The 21,756-nt window shown below is 29.7% G+C and carries 24 protein-coding genes; 2 read left to right on the forward strand and 22 right to left on the reverse strand.

Annotated features, from left to right (window positions below):
• Positions 1-43: 43 nt before the first annotated feature.
• The 18 genes from ACZJV1_RS14115 to ACZJV1_RS14200 all read right to left on the reverse strand — a co-directional run bounded on the left by ACZJV1_RS14115 (position 44) and on the right by ACZJV1_RS14200 (position 15,716).
• Positions 44-883 (reverse strand): metallophosphoesterase, encoded by an 840-nt coding sequence (locus ACZJV1_RS14115; RefSeq protein WP_463650551.1) that lies wholly within the window; start codon positions 881-883, stop codon positions 44-46.
• Positions 884-967: 84 nt separating this feature from the next.
• Positions 968-2,011, reverse strand: coding sequence for a lysylphosphatidylglycerol synthase transmembrane domain-containing protein (locus ACZJV1_RS14120; protein ID WP_463650552.1), 1,044 nt, complete (start codon positions 2,009-2,011; stop codon positions 968-970).
• Positions 1,998-2,687 (reverse strand): polysaccharide deacetylase family protein, encoded by a 690-nt coding sequence (locus tag ACZJV1_RS14125; RefSeq protein WP_463650553.1) that lies wholly within the window; start codon positions 2,685-2,687, stop codon positions 1,998-2,000. The genes ACZJV1_RS14120 and ACZJV1_RS14125 overlap by 14 nt, the downstream gene beginning before the upstream one ends.
• Positions 2,626-3,771 carry an MGDG synthase family glycosyltransferase gene (locus tag ACZJV1_RS14130; protein ID WP_460286945.1) on the reverse strand — a complete coding sequence of 382 codons (1,146 nt, stop codon included), beginning with the start codon at positions 3,769-3,771 and terminating at the stop codon, positions 2,626-2,628. Before ACZJV1_RS14130 ends, ACZJV1_RS14125 begins: the two co-directional genes overlap by 62 nt.
• A 477-nt stretch (positions 3,772-4,248) precedes the next feature.
• On the reverse strand, positions 4,249-4,620 hold the full coding sequence (locus tag ACZJV1_RS14135) for a YkvA family protein (protein WP_463650554.1): 372 nt from the start codon (positions 4,618-4,620) through the stop codon (positions 4,249-4,251).
• A 121-nt stretch (positions 4,621-4,741) separates the two neighbouring features.
• A complete protein-coding gene (locus ACZJV1_RS14140) occupies positions 4,742-5,197 on the reverse strand; it encodes a deoxycytidylate deaminase (protein WP_463652166.1) in 456 nt (151 codons plus the stop codon).
• A gap of 249 nt (positions 5,198-5,446) precedes the next feature.
• Positions 5,447-6,271: a hypothetical protein gene (locus ACZJV1_RS14145; RefSeq protein WP_463650555.1), complete on the reverse strand. Its 825-nt coding sequence runs from the start codon at positions 6,269-6,271 to the stop codon at positions 5,447-5,449.
• A gap of 390 nt (positions 6,272-6,661) precedes the next feature.
• Entirely contained in the window at positions 6,662-7,453 is a 792-nt protein-coding gene (locus tag ACZJV1_RS14150; RefSeq protein ID WP_463650556.1) for an acetyl-CoA carboxylase carboxyltransferase subunit alpha, read from the reverse strand.
• A gap of 2 nt (positions 7,454-7,455) precedes the next feature.
• Positions 7,456-8,313, reverse strand: a complete 858-nt coding sequence (accD, locus tag ACZJV1_RS14155; protein ID WP_463650557.1) for an acetyl-CoA carboxylase, carboxyltransferase subunit beta — start codon at positions 8,311-8,313, stop codon at positions 7,456-7,458.
• An 11-nt stretch (positions 8,314-8,324) separates the two neighbouring features.
• Positions 8,325-9,668, reverse strand: coding sequence for an acetyl-CoA carboxylase biotin carboxylase subunit (locus tag ACZJV1_RS14160; RefSeq protein ID WP_463650558.1), 1,344 nt, complete (start codon positions 9,666-9,668; stop codon positions 8,325-8,327).
• A gap of 15 nt (positions 9,669-9,683) precedes the next feature.
• Positions 9,684-10,100 carry a 3-hydroxyacyl-ACP dehydratase FabZ gene (gene fabZ / locus ACZJV1_RS14165; RefSeq protein ID WP_411168537.1) on the reverse strand — a complete coding sequence of 139 codons (417 nt, stop codon included), beginning with the start codon at positions 10,098-10,100 and terminating at the stop codon, positions 9,684-9,686.
• Between the two features lie 10 nt (positions 10,101-10,110).
• Positions 10,111-10,596: an acetyl-CoA carboxylase biotin carboxyl carrier protein gene (accB, locus tag ACZJV1_RS14170; protein ID WP_463650559.1), complete on the reverse strand. Its 486-nt coding sequence runs from the start codon at positions 10,594-10,596 to the stop codon at positions 10,111-10,113.
• A 2-nt stretch (positions 10,597-10,598) separates the two neighbouring features.
• Complete coding sequence (fabF, locus tag ACZJV1_RS14175; protein ID WP_460286934.1) at positions 10,599-11,840, reverse strand: beta-ketoacyl-ACP synthase II; 1,242 nt, start codon at positions 11,838-11,840, stop codon at positions 10,599-10,601.
• A 15-nt stretch (positions 11,841-11,855) separates the two neighbouring features.
• Positions 11,856-12,599: a 3-oxoacyl-[acyl-carrier-protein] reductase gene (gene fabG / locus ACZJV1_RS14180; RefSeq protein ID WP_463650560.1), complete on the reverse strand. Its 744-nt coding sequence runs from the start codon at positions 12,597-12,599 to the stop codon at positions 11,856-11,858.
• Complete coding sequence (fabD, locus tag ACZJV1_RS14185) at positions 12,600-13,544, reverse strand: ACP S-malonyltransferase (RefSeq protein WP_463650561.1); 945 nt, start codon at positions 13,542-13,544, stop codon at positions 12,600-12,602.
• 12 nt (positions 13,545-13,556) lie between these two features.
• Positions 13,557-14,483, reverse strand: coding sequence for an enoyl-[acyl-carrier-protein] reductase FabK (gene fabK / locus ACZJV1_RS14190; RefSeq protein ID WP_463650562.1), 927 nt, complete (start codon positions 14,481-14,483; stop codon positions 13,557-13,559).
• A 15-nt stretch (positions 14,484-14,498) separates the two neighbouring features.
• Positions 14,499-14,726 carry an acyl carrier protein gene (gene acpP, locus ACZJV1_RS14195; RefSeq protein WP_322458835.1) on the reverse strand — a complete coding sequence of 76 codons (228 nt, stop codon included), beginning with the start codon at positions 14,724-14,726 and terminating at the stop codon, positions 14,499-14,501.
• A gap of 12 nt (positions 14,727-14,738) precedes the next feature.
• Entirely contained in the window at positions 14,739-15,716 is a 978-nt protein-coding gene (locus ACZJV1_RS14200; protein WP_460286930.1) for a beta-ketoacyl-ACP synthase III, read from the reverse strand.
• A gap of 371 nt (positions 15,717-16,087) precedes the next feature.
• Here ACZJV1_RS14200 and ACZJV1_RS14205 point away from each other — a divergent pair, with 371 nt between their 5' ends.
• Positions 16,088-17,152 (forward strand): NAD(P)H-dependent flavin oxidoreductase, encoded by a 1,065-nt coding sequence (locus tag ACZJV1_RS14205; protein ID WP_463650563.1) that lies wholly within the window; start codon positions 16,088-16,090, stop codon positions 17,150-17,152.
• Between the two features lie 178 nt (positions 17,153-17,330).
• A complete protein-coding gene (locus ACZJV1_RS14210) occupies positions 17,331-18,149 on the forward strand; it encodes a VanW family protein (protein WP_463650564.1) in 819 nt (272 codons plus the stop codon).
• Positions 18,150-18,323: 174 nt separating this feature from the next.
• Here ACZJV1_RS14210 and ACZJV1_RS14215 read toward each other — a convergent pair whose 3' ends face one another.
• The 4 genes from ACZJV1_RS14215 to ACZJV1_RS14230 form a co-directional block, all read right to left on the reverse strand.
• Entirely contained in the window at positions 18,324-18,638 is a 315-nt protein-coding gene (locus ACZJV1_RS14215) for a PTS lactose/cellobiose transporter subunit IIA (RefSeq protein ID WP_411168546.1), read from the reverse strand.
• A 5-nt stretch (positions 18,639-18,643) separates the two neighbouring features.
• On the reverse strand, positions 18,644-18,946 hold the full coding sequence (locus ACZJV1_RS14220; protein WP_463650565.1) for a PTS sugar transporter subunit IIB: 303 nt from the start codon (positions 18,944-18,946) through the stop codon (positions 18,644-18,646).
• Positions 18,947-19,043: 97 nt separating this feature from the next.
• Entirely contained in the window at positions 19,044-20,291 is a 1,248-nt protein-coding gene (locus tag ACZJV1_RS14225) for a prolyl oligopeptidase family serine peptidase (protein ID WP_463650566.1), read from the reverse strand.
• A 71-nt stretch (positions 20,292-20,362) separates the two neighbouring features.
• The gene (locus ACZJV1_RS14230) at positions 20,363-21,754 is read right to left on the reverse strand and encodes a glycoside hydrolase family 1 protein (RefSeq protein ID WP_463650567.1); all 1,392 of its coding nucleotides are present in this window, start codon (positions 21,752-21,754) and stop codon (positions 20,363-20,365) included.
• Positions 21,755-21,756: the final 2 nt, after the last annotated feature.

Consider the following 21,756-nt stretch of genomic DNA (forward strand, 5'->3'; position numbering starts at 1 on the left):
AGCATAATTAACTCTTTAATTTATATTCTATATTAGTAATTTCTTAATTATATCCTTTTAATGTTACTGATATAATTTCTGGTGGATTAAATATTCTTACTGGAAATAAACTATTCCCCAATCCCCTACTAACAAACATTGTAGTTTTATCACTATTATAACTTCCACTAGTATATTTAGGGAAAAACCCTTGATTTGGAGCTATAATTCCTCCTACAAATGGAATCCTAACTTGGCCTCCATGAGCATGTCCTGAAAAAACTAAATTCATATTATTTTTAGAATATAAATCAAAAAGCTCTGGTCTATGTGAAAGTAGTATCTTAAAGCCTTCAATATTTGACCAATTACTTAAATATTCCTCCATATTACTTATATCGATCCCATCTGTATAATTCGAGGTAAGAAAAGATGGATCAGATAATCCTAAAAGATATATAGTACTATTCTCTTTTGTAATCTCTAACTTAGTATCATCTATTATATTAACTCCTACTTCAATTAAGCTATCCTTTATTTCAGAATATTTTCCTGACCATGCTTCATGATTTCCTGAAACATAATAAATTGGAGCAATTTCTATTGCACCATTAATGAAGTCCATTGCTTTATCTAAATTATATCTACGCCTATCTATCAAATCACCTGTAACTATAATAATATCTGGTGATAACTTTTCTATTTCTTCTAATATTTCTGATTGCTCTTTTCCAAACATTTTGTTATGCAAATCAGAAATATGTACAATTTTAAAGTCATTAAATTTAGATGGCACATCATAGCTTGAGTAATTAAAGTTAGAAATTGTAATACTATTATTTTGCCAAACGACAAACACATATAATGCTATAATTATTAAAAATACTAACATCAACTTCTTCATCCTTTTACATAAACCTCTCATTTCCCATCCATAATTATATTCCTTAGTCAAATTCTATTAATTTTAACTTAACCTTTTAATTGGCTAAAGTTCTACACCTTTTAAATTTTTATTTAAATTTATCTGTAAAACCATAACTCCTATACCACTAATTAAGACCATTAAATAAAAGCTTATACCTCTACTAAGTAGCATAGCAGAACTTATTAGATGAATTGGAAATAAAGTCTTAAAAAATATTAAGAACCCTTTCTCTCCTATTCCTACCGCACCTGGCAACGGTAATGCTGCACCTGTAATGTATAAGGTAGACTGAATCAAAATGAATTGAATTAAAGACACTGATGACATTCCAATGGATTTATATATCCAAAACGGGATGCTATGCAATGCTAAAATTTGTACCGTGGTAGTAAGAATAGTTTTAATTATAAAAAATTTATCATTTTTAATATAATCTGCACCCTTTTTATACTTCTCTATCTCTATTAATGCCTTTTCATTAAATATTACAGATTTTTGGTAATTAAAGTGTTGTAAAACTTTAACGCATAAGTTCACAACTTTAAAAATAAGCTTTTTTGAAAAAATAGATACCAATATTAATACTAATAAAATTACATTTAACCCAATCCCTAAAAATAGTAATATACCAAACTTTCCAAGAGTTCCTTTTAAAAATTCAAATTTTATTATTACTCCCATAATTGCCATTGATACGGTAACAAGTTGATATGTTGCAAGACATATTAGTAACGCAAGCATGCCATTAGAAATATCTATCTTTTTTTTATGCATATAATAAAGCTGCATTGGCTGCCCCCCAGTGGCTGACGGTGTTATAGAACTGAAAAAAATTCCCGTAAATGAATACTGTACACATTCAAGTAGTGTTGCCCTTTCTTTAAAACTCTTTAAACTACGCCTTATATTTATAGCCTCACAAAGAACCACAAGAGACATAGCAGCTATGCCAATAGCAATATATACTAAGTTTACATCTGACACTGTTTTTATAATCTCTTTAAAGTCAGCATTGAAAAAAATCATTTTGAATGTTACTATAACAATTATTATAAATAACCCACCATTTTTCAATAAATTCACTAGTTTTTTACATTTGTTCATAAAGTTCCTCCAAAGTTCCAAAGGTAATTCCTTGTGATTTCCAAATTGGAAGAACTATCTCTAATGCTTCAACAGTTCTTTTCGGAGCATCATTTTTTCCTCGACCATCGTGAAGACAGATAATATCTCCTTTTTCTGTTTCACGAAGCAATCTATCTGCTATAGTTGTTGCATCTATATTTGCCTTCCAATCTCCTACAATTACATTCCAAAGAACAATTTTTAAATTTAAATTCTTTATTTCCTTTATAGCCGCCAAGCTAAAATGCCCCCAAGGAGGTCTAAAAAACTTCGGTTTAATACCAAGTTCTTTTAATATATCCATACTTTTTGAAAAATCTTTTCTTATATTCCATGGTGTCTGAAAAATTTCATTTTTATGTTCTAATGAATGTAGTCCTATTATATGTCCATCTTCTTTTATTTCCTTAATAATTTCAGGATTATTTTTAGCAAATTCCGCTACAACAAAGAACGTTGCTTGAACTTGGTAAGTCTTTAGGACTTTAAGAACTTCTGTAGTATATTTATTGTCAACGCCATCGTCAAATGTTAAGTATATATTTTCTATTTCTTTTTCTCTCCTAAGCTTTTTTAGTTTCTTATTCCATATTCTATAAATTACTGTAGGAATTACTCCATATATTATTAAAGATATTATCGTTATAATTATCAATATAATTATCCACATCTTTTTTCACATTCCTTTCGTAAACTTCATTTAGTTTAAATTCAGAAATTTCATTCTTCAAATGTTGCATATTATATTTCATTTGTCCTAAAAGCCTATCGTTACTTATTAAAGATATAATATCTTCAGATATATTAGAGTTATTTTCCCAAGCAATTTTTCCTATAAGCATTTTTTCAATAAATTCAGCATTTCCAACCTCTTGAGATAAAAATGGTTTAATAATATATAAAGGTGTAGTAGTATAAATAGCTTCAAAAGTAGAAATTCCTCCTGGCTTAGTGATTATTAAATCTGACCTTTCCATATATTTATATACTTCATCTGTATAACCAACTGCATCTATTTTAGGGTAATCTTTTTTAATCTTTTTTAATAGTTTTTTATTTTTACCAGTTATAATTGTAATATGAACCTCGCTTGATTCATATAATTGTTCTAATATATTATCAAGGCCTCTTATTAACCCAAGCCCTCCTCCCATTATTAGGATTTTCTTTTTATCATTAATAGATTGCACTTCCATGTCATTTTTAAATGATTTCCTTACAGGTATTCCATTTATAATAATTTTCTCAGCAGGAACTCCTTTTGATAAAAGGAGTTCCATTGTGCTTCTCGCTGCTACAAAATACATATTAGTCTTATTAGCAATCCATCCATCATGAGCTGTAATATCCGTAATATGTGTATATAGTTGAATATCGTCTTCATATTCCTCCTTATAAGTTGAAATAAAGCGAGAACATGCAGACCATGTAGATACTATTAAATCAGGATTATATTTTTCAATTAGAGAATTTATTTTATTTAAATTTCGTCTCTTTAAGCAAGTTTTTTCATGCTTCACAGCAAAACTATTTATAAAGTTGTACACACATGAAAATCTACATATAAAAAGATTAAAGAATCTATAAACTAGTTTATACATAATAGGGAACAATACCTTTACGATATCTACAACTTCAATAATATCATCAGTATTAGATTCAAGTAATTCTTCCTTAATAGCCTCTGCAGCACAATAATGCCCCATTCCAAAACGGCTTGTTAAAATTAATATTTTCATGTAATTCTTTCCTCTCTTTAGTTTTACGCTAAATGTATATTAACGATAATTAAAACTTTATATAAATAATACTACTTAATTATTAATTTCAACTTTATAAAGCCTTAAGATTTCCTAAAGTTTAAAACATTTCTACAAACACTAAGTCCATCTATATCATTTAACATTATGTCTAGTAATATTAAATCTGGACTAAGGTTCTTTATTTCCTATTCTACTTCTAATCCATTTTAATTTACTTTATATCCTTCCTTCATTAAAGCAAATCTTAAGATTTCACTTATATCTTTATCATCTTCTATAATTAATATATTCGCTCTCATATTTCTCTCCCAAAGCATTATTATTTCCTTCTCATTATAAGGCACAATTGTTAACACCTTTTACTGAGTTATTTCCAAAGTGTAAACATAGAATTTTTTATATGTTTACACTTTAAATATTTACTCTTAATTTAATTATTTATATTAATAACTTTTATTTGATAAAAAGCTTATATATTATTAAAGCGATAACCATAATCCAAATAATAATTATTGGAACTCCATATATCCAAATCTTAGGCTTTCCATTTGTCCAAAGTTCCTTTGATTCTTCTTCACATTCCCCTATGATTTCTTTCGGTATGAGTTTTATTGATATGTATATTAGTAAAGGTAGTATTAGTAAATCGTCTAAATATCCTAAGATAGGAATAAAATCTGGTATTAAATCTATTGGTGATAAAGCATATGCTACAGTTATACCAGCTAATATTTTTGCAATTATTGGAGTATCTTTATGCTTATATGCTAAATAAACTACTTTTATTTTCAACTTAAATTTTTCTATAATATTTTTGATATTCATTTTTTCTTCCTCTAATTTATTAACTTATCTACATTATATAATTAATTCCAATATAAAGAAATAAAAAAGACGACTCCCATTTAATAGAGAAATCATCTTCTACGTGCTTGATATTTACTAATTAAATATCATTTATATCTAGAGATATATTTATATTTTTATTCTTAGGCTCTAACATTGTAATTCTTACTCCAGCTGCATTTAATAATCTTTTAGAAGCTTTGACAATATCAGTATCAGCATATTTATCTGATAAATAAACAACTTCCTTTATCCCAGCTTGTATTATAGCCTTTGCGCACTCATTACAAGGGAATAGGGCAACATAAATCTTAGATCCATAAAGGTCGGTTCCTCTACTATTTAAAATAGCATTAAGCTCAGCATGAACTACATAAGGATATTTTGTTTCTAACATATCTCCTTCTCTACTCCACGGAAATTCATCATCAGAGCAGCCTCTTGGAAGTCCATTATATCCTTGGCTTAATATTTTATTGTCATTATCAACTATACAAGCTCCAACTTGAGTACTAGGGTCTTTACTTCTTTTTCCTGCAAGTATTGCTACCCCCATAAAATATTCATCCCATGATATGTAATCATTTCTCTTCACTTAAATTCCCCCTTATTAGTATTCTTTTTTATTATTATACTCTAAGAATGCTCTTAGTCAAATATTATTAGAATAACTAATTCCCCCTAAAATATGAAGGAGGTACTTTTATATATACCTCCTAACATTAACAATATTCAACTTATACATTCATAAAGAATCTTTTGATTAATTCTTTCTAATTTATATACATTATAATTTTAATTCAAACTATCTCTCTAACATATCTGCTGTTACTGGTAAATTTTTAGAATAGGTTGGATTAATATGATGCTCACTACCCTTCAGCATTGTTAATCCATTCTCATTTGTTGTATTTGTAGCACCTAAAGAATCCTCTGTTCCCAAGTAACCTCTATAATTATAAACTCCTTCTGGTACATTTACTCCTATTCCTAAAGAAATAAAACTTGTTTCACTATACATAGAATTTTTTCCCTCATTTTTGAGTCTGAATAATGCATTTGCTGAATCCATACTTCCTTTACTATGTCCTATAACTCTTTGTGGACGAGCGCCATCTAAGTATAGAGAATATAATTTATAAGAAGCTGAATTACTATAGTATGTCCCATCAATATTGTTAGGTCTACCTACGTAATATCCTTGAGAGCCATAATACCAGATAGTAGAGTCCCCCCAACCACTAACTATCCCTGCTACAGGCTCTCCCAATTCATTTGCTATTTGTTTTGCCATTGCTGCAGTTCCTAATGAACTACTTCCAACGCCTGCCATTACAACAGTTTGCACTGTATTATTTTTTACTAAATCATCTGCCCATAAATACGTAAATACAGTTCTATCACTGTTAGGATACATAACAATCACAGTTCCTGGAGCTAAATTATAAGTTACACTTCTTTCATACGTACTTAAAAGATGAATAGAATACATCTTTGTTTCTGTAAAGTGATTTGCCTTAGCTATTAAAGTACTTCCAGGTAGAAAACCTCCAATCGCTAACATTAAAGCTAATACAATTGTTGATATTAATTTTGATGGTTTTAATGTGTTTCTCTTTTTGATTAACATTTTTTACCTTCCTTTATTTTTTATTTATTTCTCATTTAAATAACCTTCTTAAAATTAAATTTATTTAAGCCAATACTAAGAGATACATTTTTTCATTAACTACACATCTTATGTTATACGTTTTCAAAATTATGTCCTTTTTACTTGGGTAACTTGGTAAGTCATGTTGTAATTTGATGTGATTTCTATTGATTTAAATTTATATGTAATTACTATATAATTTATTGTATTTTTTGTATATATAAAATATTCTTTTAAATTCATATTTTAAATAAGTATAAAGCTAACTCCTTTGTATTAAACAAAAAAGTTAGCTTATAATCTAAAAATAGTACCAAGCATTATTACTCCAATTAATGTTTTAAAATGTTAATCATTAGTAAAAGATAATTAGAAATTTCTAAACCTTAAATATCTTTCTTCTAAAAGCTTATTTCTATCTTTGCTTTCTAGCACTTTTATTTCATTTATTAATTCTTCCTTAATTGAATTTGCAACTAAGTCTACATTCTTATGTGCTCCACCTTTAGGTTCCTTTATTATTTTTTCAATAACTCCTCCTTCTAAAAGATCATAAGAAGTTATTCCCATAGTTTCTGCAACTTCTTTAGACTTTGAAGGATCTTTTAAAAGTATTGAAGCAAATCCTTCTGGTGAAAGAATCGAATAAACTGAGTTTTCAAGCATCCATACTCTATCTCCACAAGCTAAGGCTAAAGCTCCGCCACTTCCACCTTCTCCTATTACTATAGAGATTATAGGTACCTTTATTTGAGCTATTTCTATTAAATTTCTCGCTATTGCTTCACCTTGCCCTCTTTCTTCAGCTCCAATACCGCAATAAGCTCCTGATGTATTTATAAAGCAAATAATAGGTCTATTAAACTTCTCTGCTTGTTTCATAAGCCTTAATGCCTTTCTATAGCCTTCAGGATGAGGTGATCCAAAGTTTCTTTCCATATTTTCTTTTAAGTCTTTTCCTTTTTGTATTCCTATTATAGTAACTGGATTTCCATCTAAAAGGCCTATTCCACCTACTATTGATTTATCATCTTTAAAACATCTATCACCATGTAACTCAAAAAAGTTTGTAAATATTTTATCTATATAATCAAGTGTAGTTGGTCTTTCTACCATTCTTGCAATTACTAGTCTATCCCAAGCCTTAATTTTTTTAACCATAACTACACCTCCCTAATCTTATGAAATTTAAGAAGAGTTGAAAGAGTGCTCTTTAAATTTTCTCTTTTTATAATATTATCTATAAATCCATTTTGTAATAAAAACTCAGCACTTTGAAAATCTTCTGGTAATTTCTCTTTTATAGTTCCTTCTATTACTCTTCTTCCAGCAAAACCTACTAATGCATTTGGTTCTGCAAGTATAATGTCTCCAAGCATAGCGAAACTTGCTGTAACTCCACCTGTAGTTGGATCTGTTAATACAGTTATATAAAGAAGTCCTTCTTTACTATGTTTTGCAAGTGCACTACTTATTTTAGCCATTTGCATTAAGGAAAATATCCCTTCTTGCATTCTAGCTCCTCCAGAAGCTGTAAAAATTATAATAGGTAGCTTTCTTTTAGTTGCTTCCTCTACTGCTAATGTTATTTTTTCTCCTACTACAGTACCCATACTTCCCATTAGAAAGTTTGAGTCCATAACTGCAATAATTGTTTTATTTCCTCCAATTTCTCCTTCTCCTGTTACCACAGCTTCAGTAACTTCGCTTTTTTCTTTATTAACTTTTAACTTTTCTTCATAATTTGGAAAATTCATTGGATTTTTTGATTCCATGTATTTATTAAATTCTTTAAAACTTCCTTTATCACAAATTTGTGATATTCTTTCATAACTACCTAGTCTAAAGTGATAACTACAATTACTGCATATATTAAGGTTTTCTTCTAAAGACTTTTTATATAAAATTTTTCCGCACTTATTGCACTTTACCCAAGTCCCATCTGGAACTACTGGTACGTCTTTTTCTTCTTCCTTAATTAAATTAATTACTGCATACTTTCTCTTTTTAAAAATCCCCATAATTTCACCAACTATAAATTATATTCTTTGCTTATGAAACTAGTATCGAAGTCCCCTAAGCGAAATTTTTCGTTATTTAAAATTTCTATTTGGAATTCTATGTTATTATCAATTCCCTCAATTACAAATTCATCTAAGGCTCTAAGCATCTTATTAATTGCTTCTTCTCTATCTTTACCATGAGCTATTAACTTTGCTATCATTGAATCGTAAGTAGGTGGAATTGTATATCCTGAATAGACTGCCGTATCTACTCTTATTCCATTACCTCCAGGTAAATTTAAAAATTCTATTTTCCCTGGAGAAGGTGCAAATCCCTTTTTAGGATTTTCTGCATTTATTCTACATTCTATTGCATGACCTTTTATTTCTACTTGCTCTTGAGAAATACTTAATTCTTCTCCATTTGCAATTTTTATTTGTTCTTTTACAATATCTACTGATGTTATCATTTCTGTAACTGGATGTTCTACTTGAATTCTTGTATTCATCTCCATAAAATAAAAGTTTCTATGCTTATCTACTAGAAACTCTATAGTTCCTGCATTTACATAATTTACAGCCCTTGCTGCATTAATTGCTACTTTCCCCATTTCTTCTCTTAGCTTATCTTCTAATATAGATGATGGGGCTTCTTCTAAGACCTTTTGATTTCTTCTTTGTATAGTACAATCTCTTTCTCCTAGGTAAATTATATTTCTATATTCATCACCTAAAATTTGAAATTCTATATGTCTTGGATTTTCTATAAATTTTTCAATATATACTGTATCATCACCAAAATTTGTTTTAGCTTCTGATTTGGCAGTAAAATAAGCATTTTCAAGTTCTTCTTCTTTATGAACTATTCTAATACCTTTACCACCACCTCCTAAGGCTGCTTTTATCATTACTGGATAACCTATTTCTTTAGCTTCTATATATGCATCCTCAATGCTTTTAACTATACCATTACTTCCTGGGATTACTGGAACATTAGCACTTTTCATAATTTCTCTTGCTCTTGATTTATCTCCCATAATGCCTATAGTTTTACTGTTTGGTCCAATAAATTTTATATTGCACTCCTCACATATAGATGCAAATTCAGCATTTTCAGATAAAAAACCAAACCCTGGATGAATTGCATTGCATTTTGTTATAACTGCTGCACTTATAATATTGCTTTCATTTAAATATGAGTCCTTTGATCTAGGCTTTCCAACACAAATAGCTTCATCTGCAAGCTGTGTATGCATAGCATCTTTATCAGCTTCTGAGTAAATAGCTACAGTTTTAATTCCAAGCTCTTTGCAAGCTCTTATTATTCTAACTGCTATCTCTCCTCTATTAGCTATTAAAACCTTTCTAATCATAAAAACACCTCTTTACTATCCTACCATAAAGGTTAATTCTGTTTCACAGACCTTTTTACCATCTACATAAGCAATTCCTTTTCCTATACCTGCTGCACCTCTTATTTTAGTAAGCTCCACTTCTAGTTTTAGAGTATCTCCAGGCACAACTTTTTTTCTAAATTTAGCGTTATTTATTCCGCCAAAGTATGCAATTTTTCCTTTAAACTCTTCTCTTTTTAAAAGAGCTACTGCCCCAGCTTGTGCAAGTGCTTCTACAATTAAAACCCCTGGCATAACTGGCTCTACTGGAAAATGTCCTTGGAAAAAGTACTCATTCATAGTTACATTTTTTATTGCTACTATTTTGTTATCCTCTAAGCTTTCAACCCTATCTAATAATAAAAATGGGTATCTATGAGGAATTATCTCCATAATTTCTTTTATATCCATATCTCTATACCTACTTTACTTTAAATAATTCCATTCCAAACTCCACAATGTCTTCATCGCTTCTTAAAACTTCTACTATTTCTCCATCATATTCAGAGGTAATTTCGTTCATTATTTTCATAGCCTCTACTATGCAAAGAACATCACCTTTTTTAACCTTAGTTCCTACTTCAACATAAGGTTTTCCCCCTGGAGTTCCTGATGAATAATATGTGCCTACTAAAGGTGATTTAACTCCTTTTAAGTTTTCATCTTTGATAGACTCTATATTAGCTTCTTCTTTTATTTCAGTTTTATTGTTTACTATTATTGAATTATTCTCAGAAGCTTTAAATTCTTTTTGGGTTTCTTTTTTGTTTTCTTTTGAACTTTCCTTAAAGCCTTCTTCATTTTTGCTAAGCTTTAATTTAATTCCTTCACTTTCTAATTCAAAAACTCTAAGGGAAGATGAATCTATTGACTTTATTAACTCTTTTATTTGCTCATAATTTAGCATTATTATCTTCCTCTCCATTTTTTAAATATAACTGTACCATTATGTCCACCAAAACCTAGTGAATTAGACATAGCATATTCTATCTCTTCATTCTTACCATTATTTACAACTAAATTTAAGTCACATTCTTCGTCTGGATTTAGATAATTTATATTTGCTGGTATAAAACTGTTTTCTAAAGCTTTTATAGAAATTATTGCTTCTACAGCTCCAGCTGCTCCAAGTAAGTGTCCTGTCATAGACTTAGTTGAACTTACATAGACATCTTTTGAGTAATCACCAAAAGCTTTTTTTATAGCTAATGTTTCAACTTTATCATTTATTTCTGTTGATGTACCATGAGCATTTATATATCCAATTTCACTTGGTGATAAATTGGCATCTTTCATTGCATCTCTCATTGCTCTATAAGCTCCATCTCCATCAAGAGTTGGTGAAGTTATGTGGTAAGCATCACAAGTTGTTCCGTAGCCCACAACTTCTCCATAAATTTTTGCTCCTCTTTGAATAGCACCTTCTAAATCTTCTAGAATTAATGCACCTGCACCTTCTCCCATTACAAAGCCATTTCTATCTTTATCAAAAGGTATAGATGCTCTATTAATATCTTCACTTTTACTTAAAGCTGTTAAAGATTGAAACCCTGCTATTCCAAATTCACAGATAGATGCTTCTGATCCACCTACAATTGCTTTATCTAAATATCCATCCTTTATGCTTCTGTATGCTTCCCCAATACAATGAGTTGAAGTTGCACAAGCTGAGGTAACGCTTAAACAAGTTCCTAAAAGACCAAATTCTATTGCTATAGATCCTGCTGCTATATTAGATATTGATGCTGGTATAGTTAAAGGTGAAACTCTATTAGGGCCTTTAGCTACTAAAGTTTTTATTTGATTTTCTATTGTAGAAAGTCCACCTATTCCTGATCCAAATATTACTCCAAATCTTTCTTTATCAACATTATCTAAATCTATCTCACTATCTTTAATACATTCTTTAGAAGCTACTAATGCTAATTGAGTATATCTATCTAGTCTCTTAGCATCTTTCTTTCCTAAGTAATCTTCAGCATTAAAGTCTTTAACCTCTGCTGCTACTTTAACCTTAAAGTCTTCTGTATTAAAAAATGTTATTTTATCTATACCATTTTTTCCTTCTTTAACAGAATTCCAAAAACTCTCTATTGAATTACCTATTGGTGTTATAGCTCCTAATCCTGTGATTACTACTCTTCTCTTCATAAAAATTCACTCCTTTTAAAGCATAACCATTCCACCATCTACATTTATTACCTGCCCAGTAATGTAATCAGATAAATTAGATGATAAGAATAAAGCTAAATTAGCTACTTCTTTAGGCTCTCCTATTTTTTTCATAGGAATAGTTTTTAAAACTTCTTCTTTAACTCTATCTGGTAGTACTTTTGTCATATCTGTATTTATATATCCTGGAGCAATAACATTAACATTTATGTTTCTAGCTGCAAGCTCTCTTGCTACAGATTTTGAAAAACCTATAACTCCAGCCTTAGATGCAGCATAATTACATTGTCCTGCATTTCCTGTTACTCCAACAACAGAAGATATATTTATTATTTTTCCGTATCTTTGCTTAACCATTACTGCTGAAACAGCTTTTGTTGTGTTAAAGGTTCCTTTTAAATTTACGTTTATAACATCATCAAAATCTTTTTCATTCATTCTTATAATTAATCCATCTTTAGTTATTCCTGCATTATTAATTAAGATGTCTATGCTTTCAAAGTTATCTTTAACTTCTTTTATAAAGTTATTAACTTCTTCTTCATTACTTACATCACATTTAACTGCTACTACCTTTACTCCAAAGCTTTTTAATTCTTCTATTAGACTTTCTATTTCTTCATTATAATTTCTATAATTTATTGCAATATTAGCTCCATTTTCAGCTAATGTCTTTGCTATCTCTCTTCCTATACCTCTAGTTCCGCCTGTAACTATTGCATTTTTATTTTTAAGCATTTAACTACCTATCCCTTCTAATGTTTTTTCTAAGGATTTAATATCTTCAACATTATAAATTCTTACCTTTGAACCTTTTTCTCTACTTATTTCTTTTATAAAACTACTTAGTACTCTTCCAGGTCCAAATTCTATAAATGTATCAACACCCATATCAAGCATTTTTTCTACGCTTTCACTCCACCTTACAGATGATTTAACTTGATTAAAAAGTAACTCTTTTATATTATTTTTATCCTCTATAAAGTCTGCTGTAACATTAGATATAATTTTTATACTAGGATCATTAAATTTTATATTTTCAAGTTCTCTTTTTAGTTTTATTGAAGCTTCTTCTAATAAGGAAGTATGAAAAGGACCAGATACCTTTAACTCTATAGCCCTTTTAGCCCCTGCTTCTAAGCATAACTCTTTAGCTTTTTCTACTGCTTCTTTTTCTCCACCAATTACAATTTGATTATTTGTATTGTAATTTGCAATTTCTACTACGCCTTCTTCTCTTGCTTTTTCTAAAACTGACTTTAGTTTTTCTAAGGATAATCCTATTACTGCTACCATTGAACCAATTCCAACTGGAACTGCTTCTTGCATAAATCTTCCTCTCTTTTTAACTAAAGCTAAAGCTTCTTCAAAATCTAAAGCTTTAGATGCTACTAAAGCAGAATATTCTCCAAGGCTTAAGCCTGCAACAACATCTGCTTTAATGCCCTTTTCTTCAAAGGCTTCTTTAGCAGCAATTGAAGTTAATAAAATCGCTGGCTGTGTATTTTCTGTAATATCTAATTCTTCTTTACTACCATTAAATATTAATTCCTTTATATCAAAACCTAAAATATCATTTGCTTTATCAAAAATTTCTTTACATCTTGGAATGTTTTCATATAACTCTTTTCCCATTCCTATATACTGTGATCCTTGACCTGCAAAAATAAATGCTGTTTTCATACTTCCTCCTCTTTAAAGGCTCTTTATTATCTTTTCATATTCCATAAACATTTCTTCTATAATTTCTTTAGCGCTTTGTCTTTTTGTAATCATTCCTGAAATTTGACCTGCCATAAGAGATCCTCTTTCTACATCACCATCTTTTACAGCTTTCCTAAGAGCCCCTTTTCCTAACTCACCTAATTCCTCTATCGAAGCATTCTTACCTTCAAGGTTTAAGTATTCCCTTGCAAGTTTATTTTTTATAACTTGAACTGGGTGTCCTGTAATTCTACCTGTTACAACAGTATCTATATCTTTAGCTTTTATTACAGCTTCTTTATAGTTATCATGTATATTACATTCATCTGCAACTAAAAATCTTGTTCCAACTTGAACTCCACCTGCTCCAAATATAAATGCTGCTGCAATTCCTCTTCCATCACCTATTCCACCTGCTGCAATAACAGGAATATTTACTGCATCTACAACTTGAGGAACTAAAACCATTGTTGTTAACTTTCCTATATGACCTCCAGCTTCACAACCTTCTGCAATTATTGCATCTGCTCCTGCTCTTTCCATTCTTCTAGCTAATGCAACTGATGCAACTACAGGAATAACTTTTATTCCCGCTTCTTTCCATTTTTCAATGTACTTTCCTGGGTTTCCTGCTCCAGTTGTAATAACCTTAACTCCTTCTTCAATTGCAATTTGAGCTAACTCACCTGCATTCTCTGAAAGTAACATTATATTAAGTCCAAAAGGTTTATCAGTTAATTCTTTTGTCTTTCTAATTTCTTCTCTTACGAAACTTGCAGGAGCATTTGCTCCTGCTATTATTCCAAGTCCACCTGCATTGGATACTGCAGCTGCTAAAGAACTATCTGAAACCCACGCCATTCCCCCTTGAAAAATAGGGTATTTAATATTTAACAATTTGCAAATATTATTGTTCATGAGATTTCCTCCACTCTATTTTTCTATAGCATTCTCTATATACTTTACTGCATCTCCTACAGTTTTAATATTTTCAACATTTTCTACCTTTACATCAAATGCATCTTCAAGATCCATTACAACTTGGAATAAATCTAATGAATCTGCTCCTAAATCTTCTATGAAACTAGTTTCTAATTTTACTTCTTCCTCGTTAACTCCTAATTGTTCTACTACTATGCCTTTAATTTTTTCAAATACCATTTTAAAATCCTCCTAAAATTTAATTAATGCTCCTGCCCAGGTTAATCCTCCACCAAAGGCAGCTACAATTATTTTATCTCCTCTATTTATTAGACCTTTTTCAAGAAGCTCACTTAATGCTATTGGAATACTTGCTGCTGAAGTATTACCATATTTATCAACATTAACATAAAACTTATCTTTATCTAATTTTAATCTTCTTGCAGCCTCATCAATTATTCTTAAGTTTGCTTGATGAGGTACTATATATTTTATATTTGCTATATCTTCATTTGCCTTTTCTAATAGTTCATTCACTATTTGAGGTAATATTGATACTGCAAATTTAAAAACTTCTGCACCTTTCATTTCTATATATCTTTTTTCAGATTTTTTTTCTTTTGCAAAAGGTGTATTAAGCTCTAATTGGCCTCCAACTAAACTTTTCTCTCCTAAATTTCCGTCTGATGAAAAACAGGTGCTTATAATACCTTCTTCATCATTTGAAATTTCAATTACTGCTGCTCCAGCTCCATCTCCAAATAGTATACAGGTTCCCCTATCAGTCCAATCTACTATTCTAGATAAAACTTCTGATCCAATTACTAAAGCTCTTTTTTTATCAGTACCTTTAATTAAACTAGATGCCACAATTAGGGAATATACAAATCCTGAACATGCTGCTGACACATCAAAAGCTGCTGCATTTTTGCAACCTAGAAGACCTTGCACACTACATGCTGTAGATGGCATTATTTTATCTGGTGAAGTTGTTGCTACTACTATTAAATCAATATCATCTTTACTACAATTGCTGTTTTTTAAGGCTTCTAAAGCCGCTTTATAAGCTAATTCAACAGTTCCTTCTCCAGTAGATATTCTTCTTTCTTTTATCCCTGTTCTTTTTATTATCCATTCATCAGTAGTATCAACTATATTCTCTAAATCTTTATTACTAATAATGTTTTCTGGACAATAGTGACCTAATCCAACTACTTTTACGCCTTTCATTTAACGCCTCTTTCTAAAATTTGATATTTAAATACATAAAATTGTATTCATCAAATATTTTAATAATCAAAGTTTTTTCGTATATTAAGTTACTATTTTTTAAATTTATATTTGTATATATGATGTTAATATAAGTCCAATTAAATAACTAAAAGTTGGTTGAAATATATATTTTTGTCTCTTCGCTTCTTTCATCACCTCTCAAATATTTTGACTATCAAAGTAATACCATCATAATAATACCATTTTTTTAATTTGTCAAGATTCGTAACTTTTTTTTAATTATTGTATTTTTTAAATTTCTAGATTATACTATTAAATAATACTTTGATTATCAAAGTATTATTTAGTAAATTTAAAGGAGTAAAATTATGAATATTAAACCATTAATCATTGGTAATTTAATAGCTAAAGTCCCTGTAATTCAAGGGGGAATGGGAGTTGGAGTATCTCTATCAAATCTTGCTGGTAATGTTGCAAAGAATGGTGCCATCGGTGTTATCTCCGGTGCTCATGCAGGTTATATGGAAGATGATTTTGAAACTAATACATTAAAAGCTAACCTTAGGGGTTTATCAAAACATATAAAAAGAGCTAAAGAGATAAGCGCAAATGGAATAATAGGTGTAAACCTAATGGTTGCCATGAACAATTACGTTGAGCATGTTAAAACAGCAATTGAAGCTGGAGCAGACTTAATTATATCTGGTGCTGGACTTCCACTAAATCTACCTGAAATCACAAAAGAAAGCTCTATAAAAATAGCTCCTATTGTTTCTTCTTCAAAAGCTGTAAGAGTAATTTTAGGATATTGGAAAAAGCATTTTAATAGAACTGCTGATGCAATAATCGTTGAAGGTCCAATGGCTGGAGGTCATCTTGGATTTAAAGCTAACAATCTACAAGATGAAATTAAAAACTTCGATAATAATGTTTTAAATATAATGAAAGAAGTTAAAATATTTGAAAATGAGTTTAACACAAATATACCTATTGTAGTTGCTGGTGGTGTATTCACTCATGAAGATATGCTTAAATACTTAAGTCTTGGAGCTAGTGGAGTTCAAATGGCAACTAGATTTGTAGCAACTCATGAATGTGATGCTCATCCTAATTTTAAGGAAGCATATGTAAACTGCAAGAAGGAAGATATTAAAATAACTGTAAGTCCAGTTGGAATGCCAGGAAGAGCTATTAAAAATAAATTTTTAGATAAACTTAGCCTTGGTAAACTGAAGATAACTAAATGTTATAACTGTTTAATTCCTTGTAATCCTGCTGATACACCATATTGCATAACTTCTGCTTTAATTAATTCTGTTAAAGGTGACTTAGATAATGGATTAATTTTCTGTGGAGGAAATGCTCATAGAATAGACAAAATAATTTCTGTAAAAGAACTTATAAGTGAACTAATGGGTGAAGAAACTAAATAATTAAGGAATAAATATATAAAAAACAAAATAAAAATGGAAGTAATTCAGTATACTGAATTACTTCCATTTTTATTTCTATGGATTACAAAATGAAGATTTAAATTATTTAACATGACTACTTGTTTATATTTTCTATTATTTCACAACCATATTTTATTATATTTTAGGAGGGAAATTTATGTCCTATGTTGAGAGAAAGCCTGTTAATCGTAGTAGATTAAGATTGTTCTTAGGAGAAACTTACTATAAGATGAGAAAGTATTTATACTGGTGGTTTTCTAAAAATTCTTATAGTAAAAATATTTATAAAGAACATTTTAATCATATAATTTTTAAACATAGCACTCCTCTTTATAGAAAGCTAAAGAATGTAGATATGTATTTGCAATATAATAAGATTGAGAACTTGAAGCTTGCATTAAGAAAAATTGATGGCGTTGTTATTATGCCTGGAGAGTATTTTTCTTACTGGAAACTTATTGGAAAGCCCACTTATAGAAAAGGTTATAAGGATGGTGTAATTCTTTGCTCAAATGGAGATTTTAAACCTGGTGTTGGTGGAGGCCTTTGCCAATTATCTAACTTACTTTATTGGATCACTCTTCATACACCTTTAACTGTTACTGAAAGATATAGACATAGTCATGATGTTTTCCCTGATATTAATAGAACTCAACCTTTTGGCTCTGGTGCCACTTGCCACTTTAACTATTTAGACTTAGAAATTAAAAACACTACAAATAAGCCTTATCAGCTAAAACTGTATCTTACTAAAGATAATCTTGTAGGTGAATGGCGCTCTACTGAAATTTGCAATTATAAATATGAAATTTATGAAAAAGATCATTCTATAACACCTGGCTTTTTTGGGCATTATATTAGAAATAATATTATATATAGAAAAGTTTTTAATCTAGAAGGGACTGAACTTAAAGATGAGTATATATCTGAAAATCATGCATTTATGATGTATCAGCCTTATTTAGAAAATCGATGATTTATCCTTAAAAAATATACATTATCTTGCTTAAATAAAAATATTACTGGAAATTGAAATTTCCAGTAATATTTAATAAATAGAAATTATACTTATATAGAGTCTCGTTGCTCTTATATTTAAATTTTTAACTGTATGAAATACTATATTGTTTTAGCTTCTGATTTCAATAATCTATTGTCCTTTTAAAGCCTTGTGAACTTCTATAAACTCTTCAGAAATTGTTTTAAAAGCATCTGCAACCATTAATTGGTCCTCAGCATGCATTAATAACAGTTCAAATTCTGTTTTATTTCCTGCAGCTTCTTGTTGAATTAACTCACCATGACAGTGATGTCCTTCATTGAATATTTTTTCACCTTCATCTATTAACTCTTGTGCTTTTTGAAAGTTTCCTTTTTTCGCCTCTTGTATAGCTTCTATATACATACTTCTTGCTGTTCCTACAGCAGAAATAATTTGGAAGCTTATTAATTCTGTGCTTTGCATACTATCTATATCCCCATTTCTTTCTTTGCATCTGCAACAACCTTTGCTCCATTCATAGTTCCATAAGCTGCCATATCAATTACCATTATCTTTTTATCTGGTAACATCTCTTTAACCTTATTTAATTGGAATCTAACTTGTGGTCCAAGTAAAATAATATCGCAATCTGCTCCCTTCTCTTTAACTTCAGAAATCGGATGTGCATTTATTTGATATTCTTCACTTTCCTTTGCAACAGCTTCTTTCATTTTATTTACTAGTAAGCTTGTTGACATACCTGCGTTACAAACTAAAAGTATCTTTTTCATATTTAAAACTCCTCTCCATTACCTTACTATATTTAATCTATTCATTGTTTACTAAATGCTATTTTTCGTCTAAAAATTCAAAATCTAAAGGTAAATTCTATTTTGTTTGACTAAATAACCAATTTATCATTTCTTGATCTTGCAGTGCAGGAACCCAAGAAAAATGTCCCATTGGCAATACAGTACCTTCTGGATATTCTGTATACTTAACTTTAGTACCACCTAATTCTTCTATTACTTTTTTAGCATCTCTACTATATCTTACATCGACTAATGGATCATCAACTGCATGGTAAATCCAAATTGGCATATTCTTTATCTTTTCAAAATTAGTAAAATCACTTACTGGCTTATACTCATCCCCAAGATTCATTTTACTAACATCTCCAATACCACAAATAGGAACTGCAGCAGCAAATAAGTCTGGGTTCTTTTCAATTATATTCCAAGTTCCAATACCACCATTAGACATTCCAACAACATAAATTCTATTTTTATCTACATCATTCTTATCAATAGTTTCTTTTAATAAGTTTAATACTGTTGTATAATTTGGCTCTTCTACCCAATACATTGTTAACTCTTCTTTAGCAAGTGCTTGTGGGGCTAATACATATGCTGGATTTTTTGCTTGTTGTTCAGGTTCTGCCCAAGCTGTTGCACCTTGATTTCCAATTAAATGCATAAGATTGTCACTACCTCTTTCACCTGAACCATGTAAAAATAATATTAATGGATATTTCTTTCCGTCTTCTTTCTTTGGCTCGAATAATCCATAATTAATAGTATTTCCAGATGCATCCTTATACGTTAACTTTTTAAAATCATCTGCAACAGGAGTAACTATATTGGAATATTTAACTTTATCAGATGTAGCCTTAAATTCACTGCCATTTTTTGTTTTTATATTAGATTTTAAAGTTACTGTATAGTTAATTTCATTTCTATAATTTAAAAATGCCTCTTCATTAAATCCAAGTGTTGTCGCATTAGCATCTTCTGGATTTAACTCAATTACAACATATTTTCCATCCTTTGACTCATCTGATATAGCTATTTCACTATTGGTATATACTCTTGTAATATTTCTAGTTTCAGTTTTATTGTCAACAGTTGTTTCTACACTAAAATTTTTAGGATCTAAATATTTTGAATCAACTGTATCTCCAAAATCACAAACCATAGCATATCCGACTTCACCATATGGACTAACCTTAGTTATAAGTGTTACATTTGAAGTATCAAGTGTACTTTTATTTCCTGAGCCGCATCCTGTTATCACACTACCAAGAATGCAAATTGTTAAACCAGCTAATATATTCGTAATCTTTCTTTTCTTAAACATTTTTAATTCCCCTCAATTATACTTATAATATCAAAATTTTTTATTAATTATTATTAAATTAAATTTCTAAATTATAAAATTTTTCCATTACTTTCAATGACTTTTTTATACCAATAAAAACTATCTTTTTTATATCGTTTTAATGTTCCATTCCCTTTATCATCTTTATCTACATAAATCATACCATATCTCTTAGACATTTCCCCTGTACTTGCACTTATTAAGTCAATACATCCCCAAGGAGTATATCCTATTAAGTCAACACCATCTTCATCAATAGCACGTCCCATTTCTTGGATATGTCTTCTCAAATATTCTATTCTATATTCGTCATGTACTTTACCATCTTCAGTAAGAACATCTTTTGCACCTAATCCATTTTCAACTATGAATAAAGGCTTTTCATAACGTTCATATAACTTATTTAAACTTATACGTAATCCAACAGGATCTATTTGCCATCCCCATTGACTCTTTTCTAAATAAGGATTTTCTCCACCTTCAGTCATATTTCCGTTCACTTCTTCAACATCTATCCCAGATGTCCAAGACATATAATAGCTAAAGCCTATGAAATCTACTTTCCCTTTCATTAGAATATCTTCATCTTCTGGCTCCATTACTATTTTAATATCATTGCTTTTAAATAATTTTTTTGATTTATTAGAATACTTGCCTCTAACTTGTACATCAGAATAATGATAGGTTTCATCATCATCTTTTATCGCTTCCATGATATCTAATGGATTACATGTACGAGGATATGATGGTCCATACATAAGCATCATTCCAACTTTCATATCACTAGATATGCTATGTGCTAATGATACTGCCTTAGCACTAGCTACAAATTGATGATGAGCCATTTGCATTATTAACTCAGTGTTGTTTGTATTAATTCCTGTTGAAAAAAATGATTTGTATCCTATTACGTTTATTTCATTGAATGTCATCCAATATTTAACTCTATCTTTATATCTTCTGAATAATGTATCACAAAAATTAACGTAGAAATCTATCATTTTTCTATTTTTCCATGATTGGTATTTCTCAACCAAATTATAAGGAACCTCATAATGAGAAATTGTTACTATCGGTTCTATTCCATACTTATCTAATTCATCTAGTAAAGAATCATAAAATTTTAACCCTTCTTCATTTGGTTCAAGTTCATCTCCATTAGGGAAAATACGTGGCCAGTTTATTGAAAATCTAAAACATTTAAAACCCATTTCTGCAAACATTGCTATATCTTCTTTATATCTATTATAAAAATCTATAGCTTCATGAGATGGATAATATTTTCCCTCTATTACTCCTTTTGTATATTCTCTTTTATGTTCGGGATTACATACTGTTGCAATATCAGCGCTACTTAAACCTTTTCCATCAACGTTATAAGCTCCTTCACACTGATTGGCAGAAATAGCTCCTCCCCATAAAAAATTCTTTGGAAAAGTCATCT

The organism is Clostridium sp. LS3 (assembly GCF_055330225.1).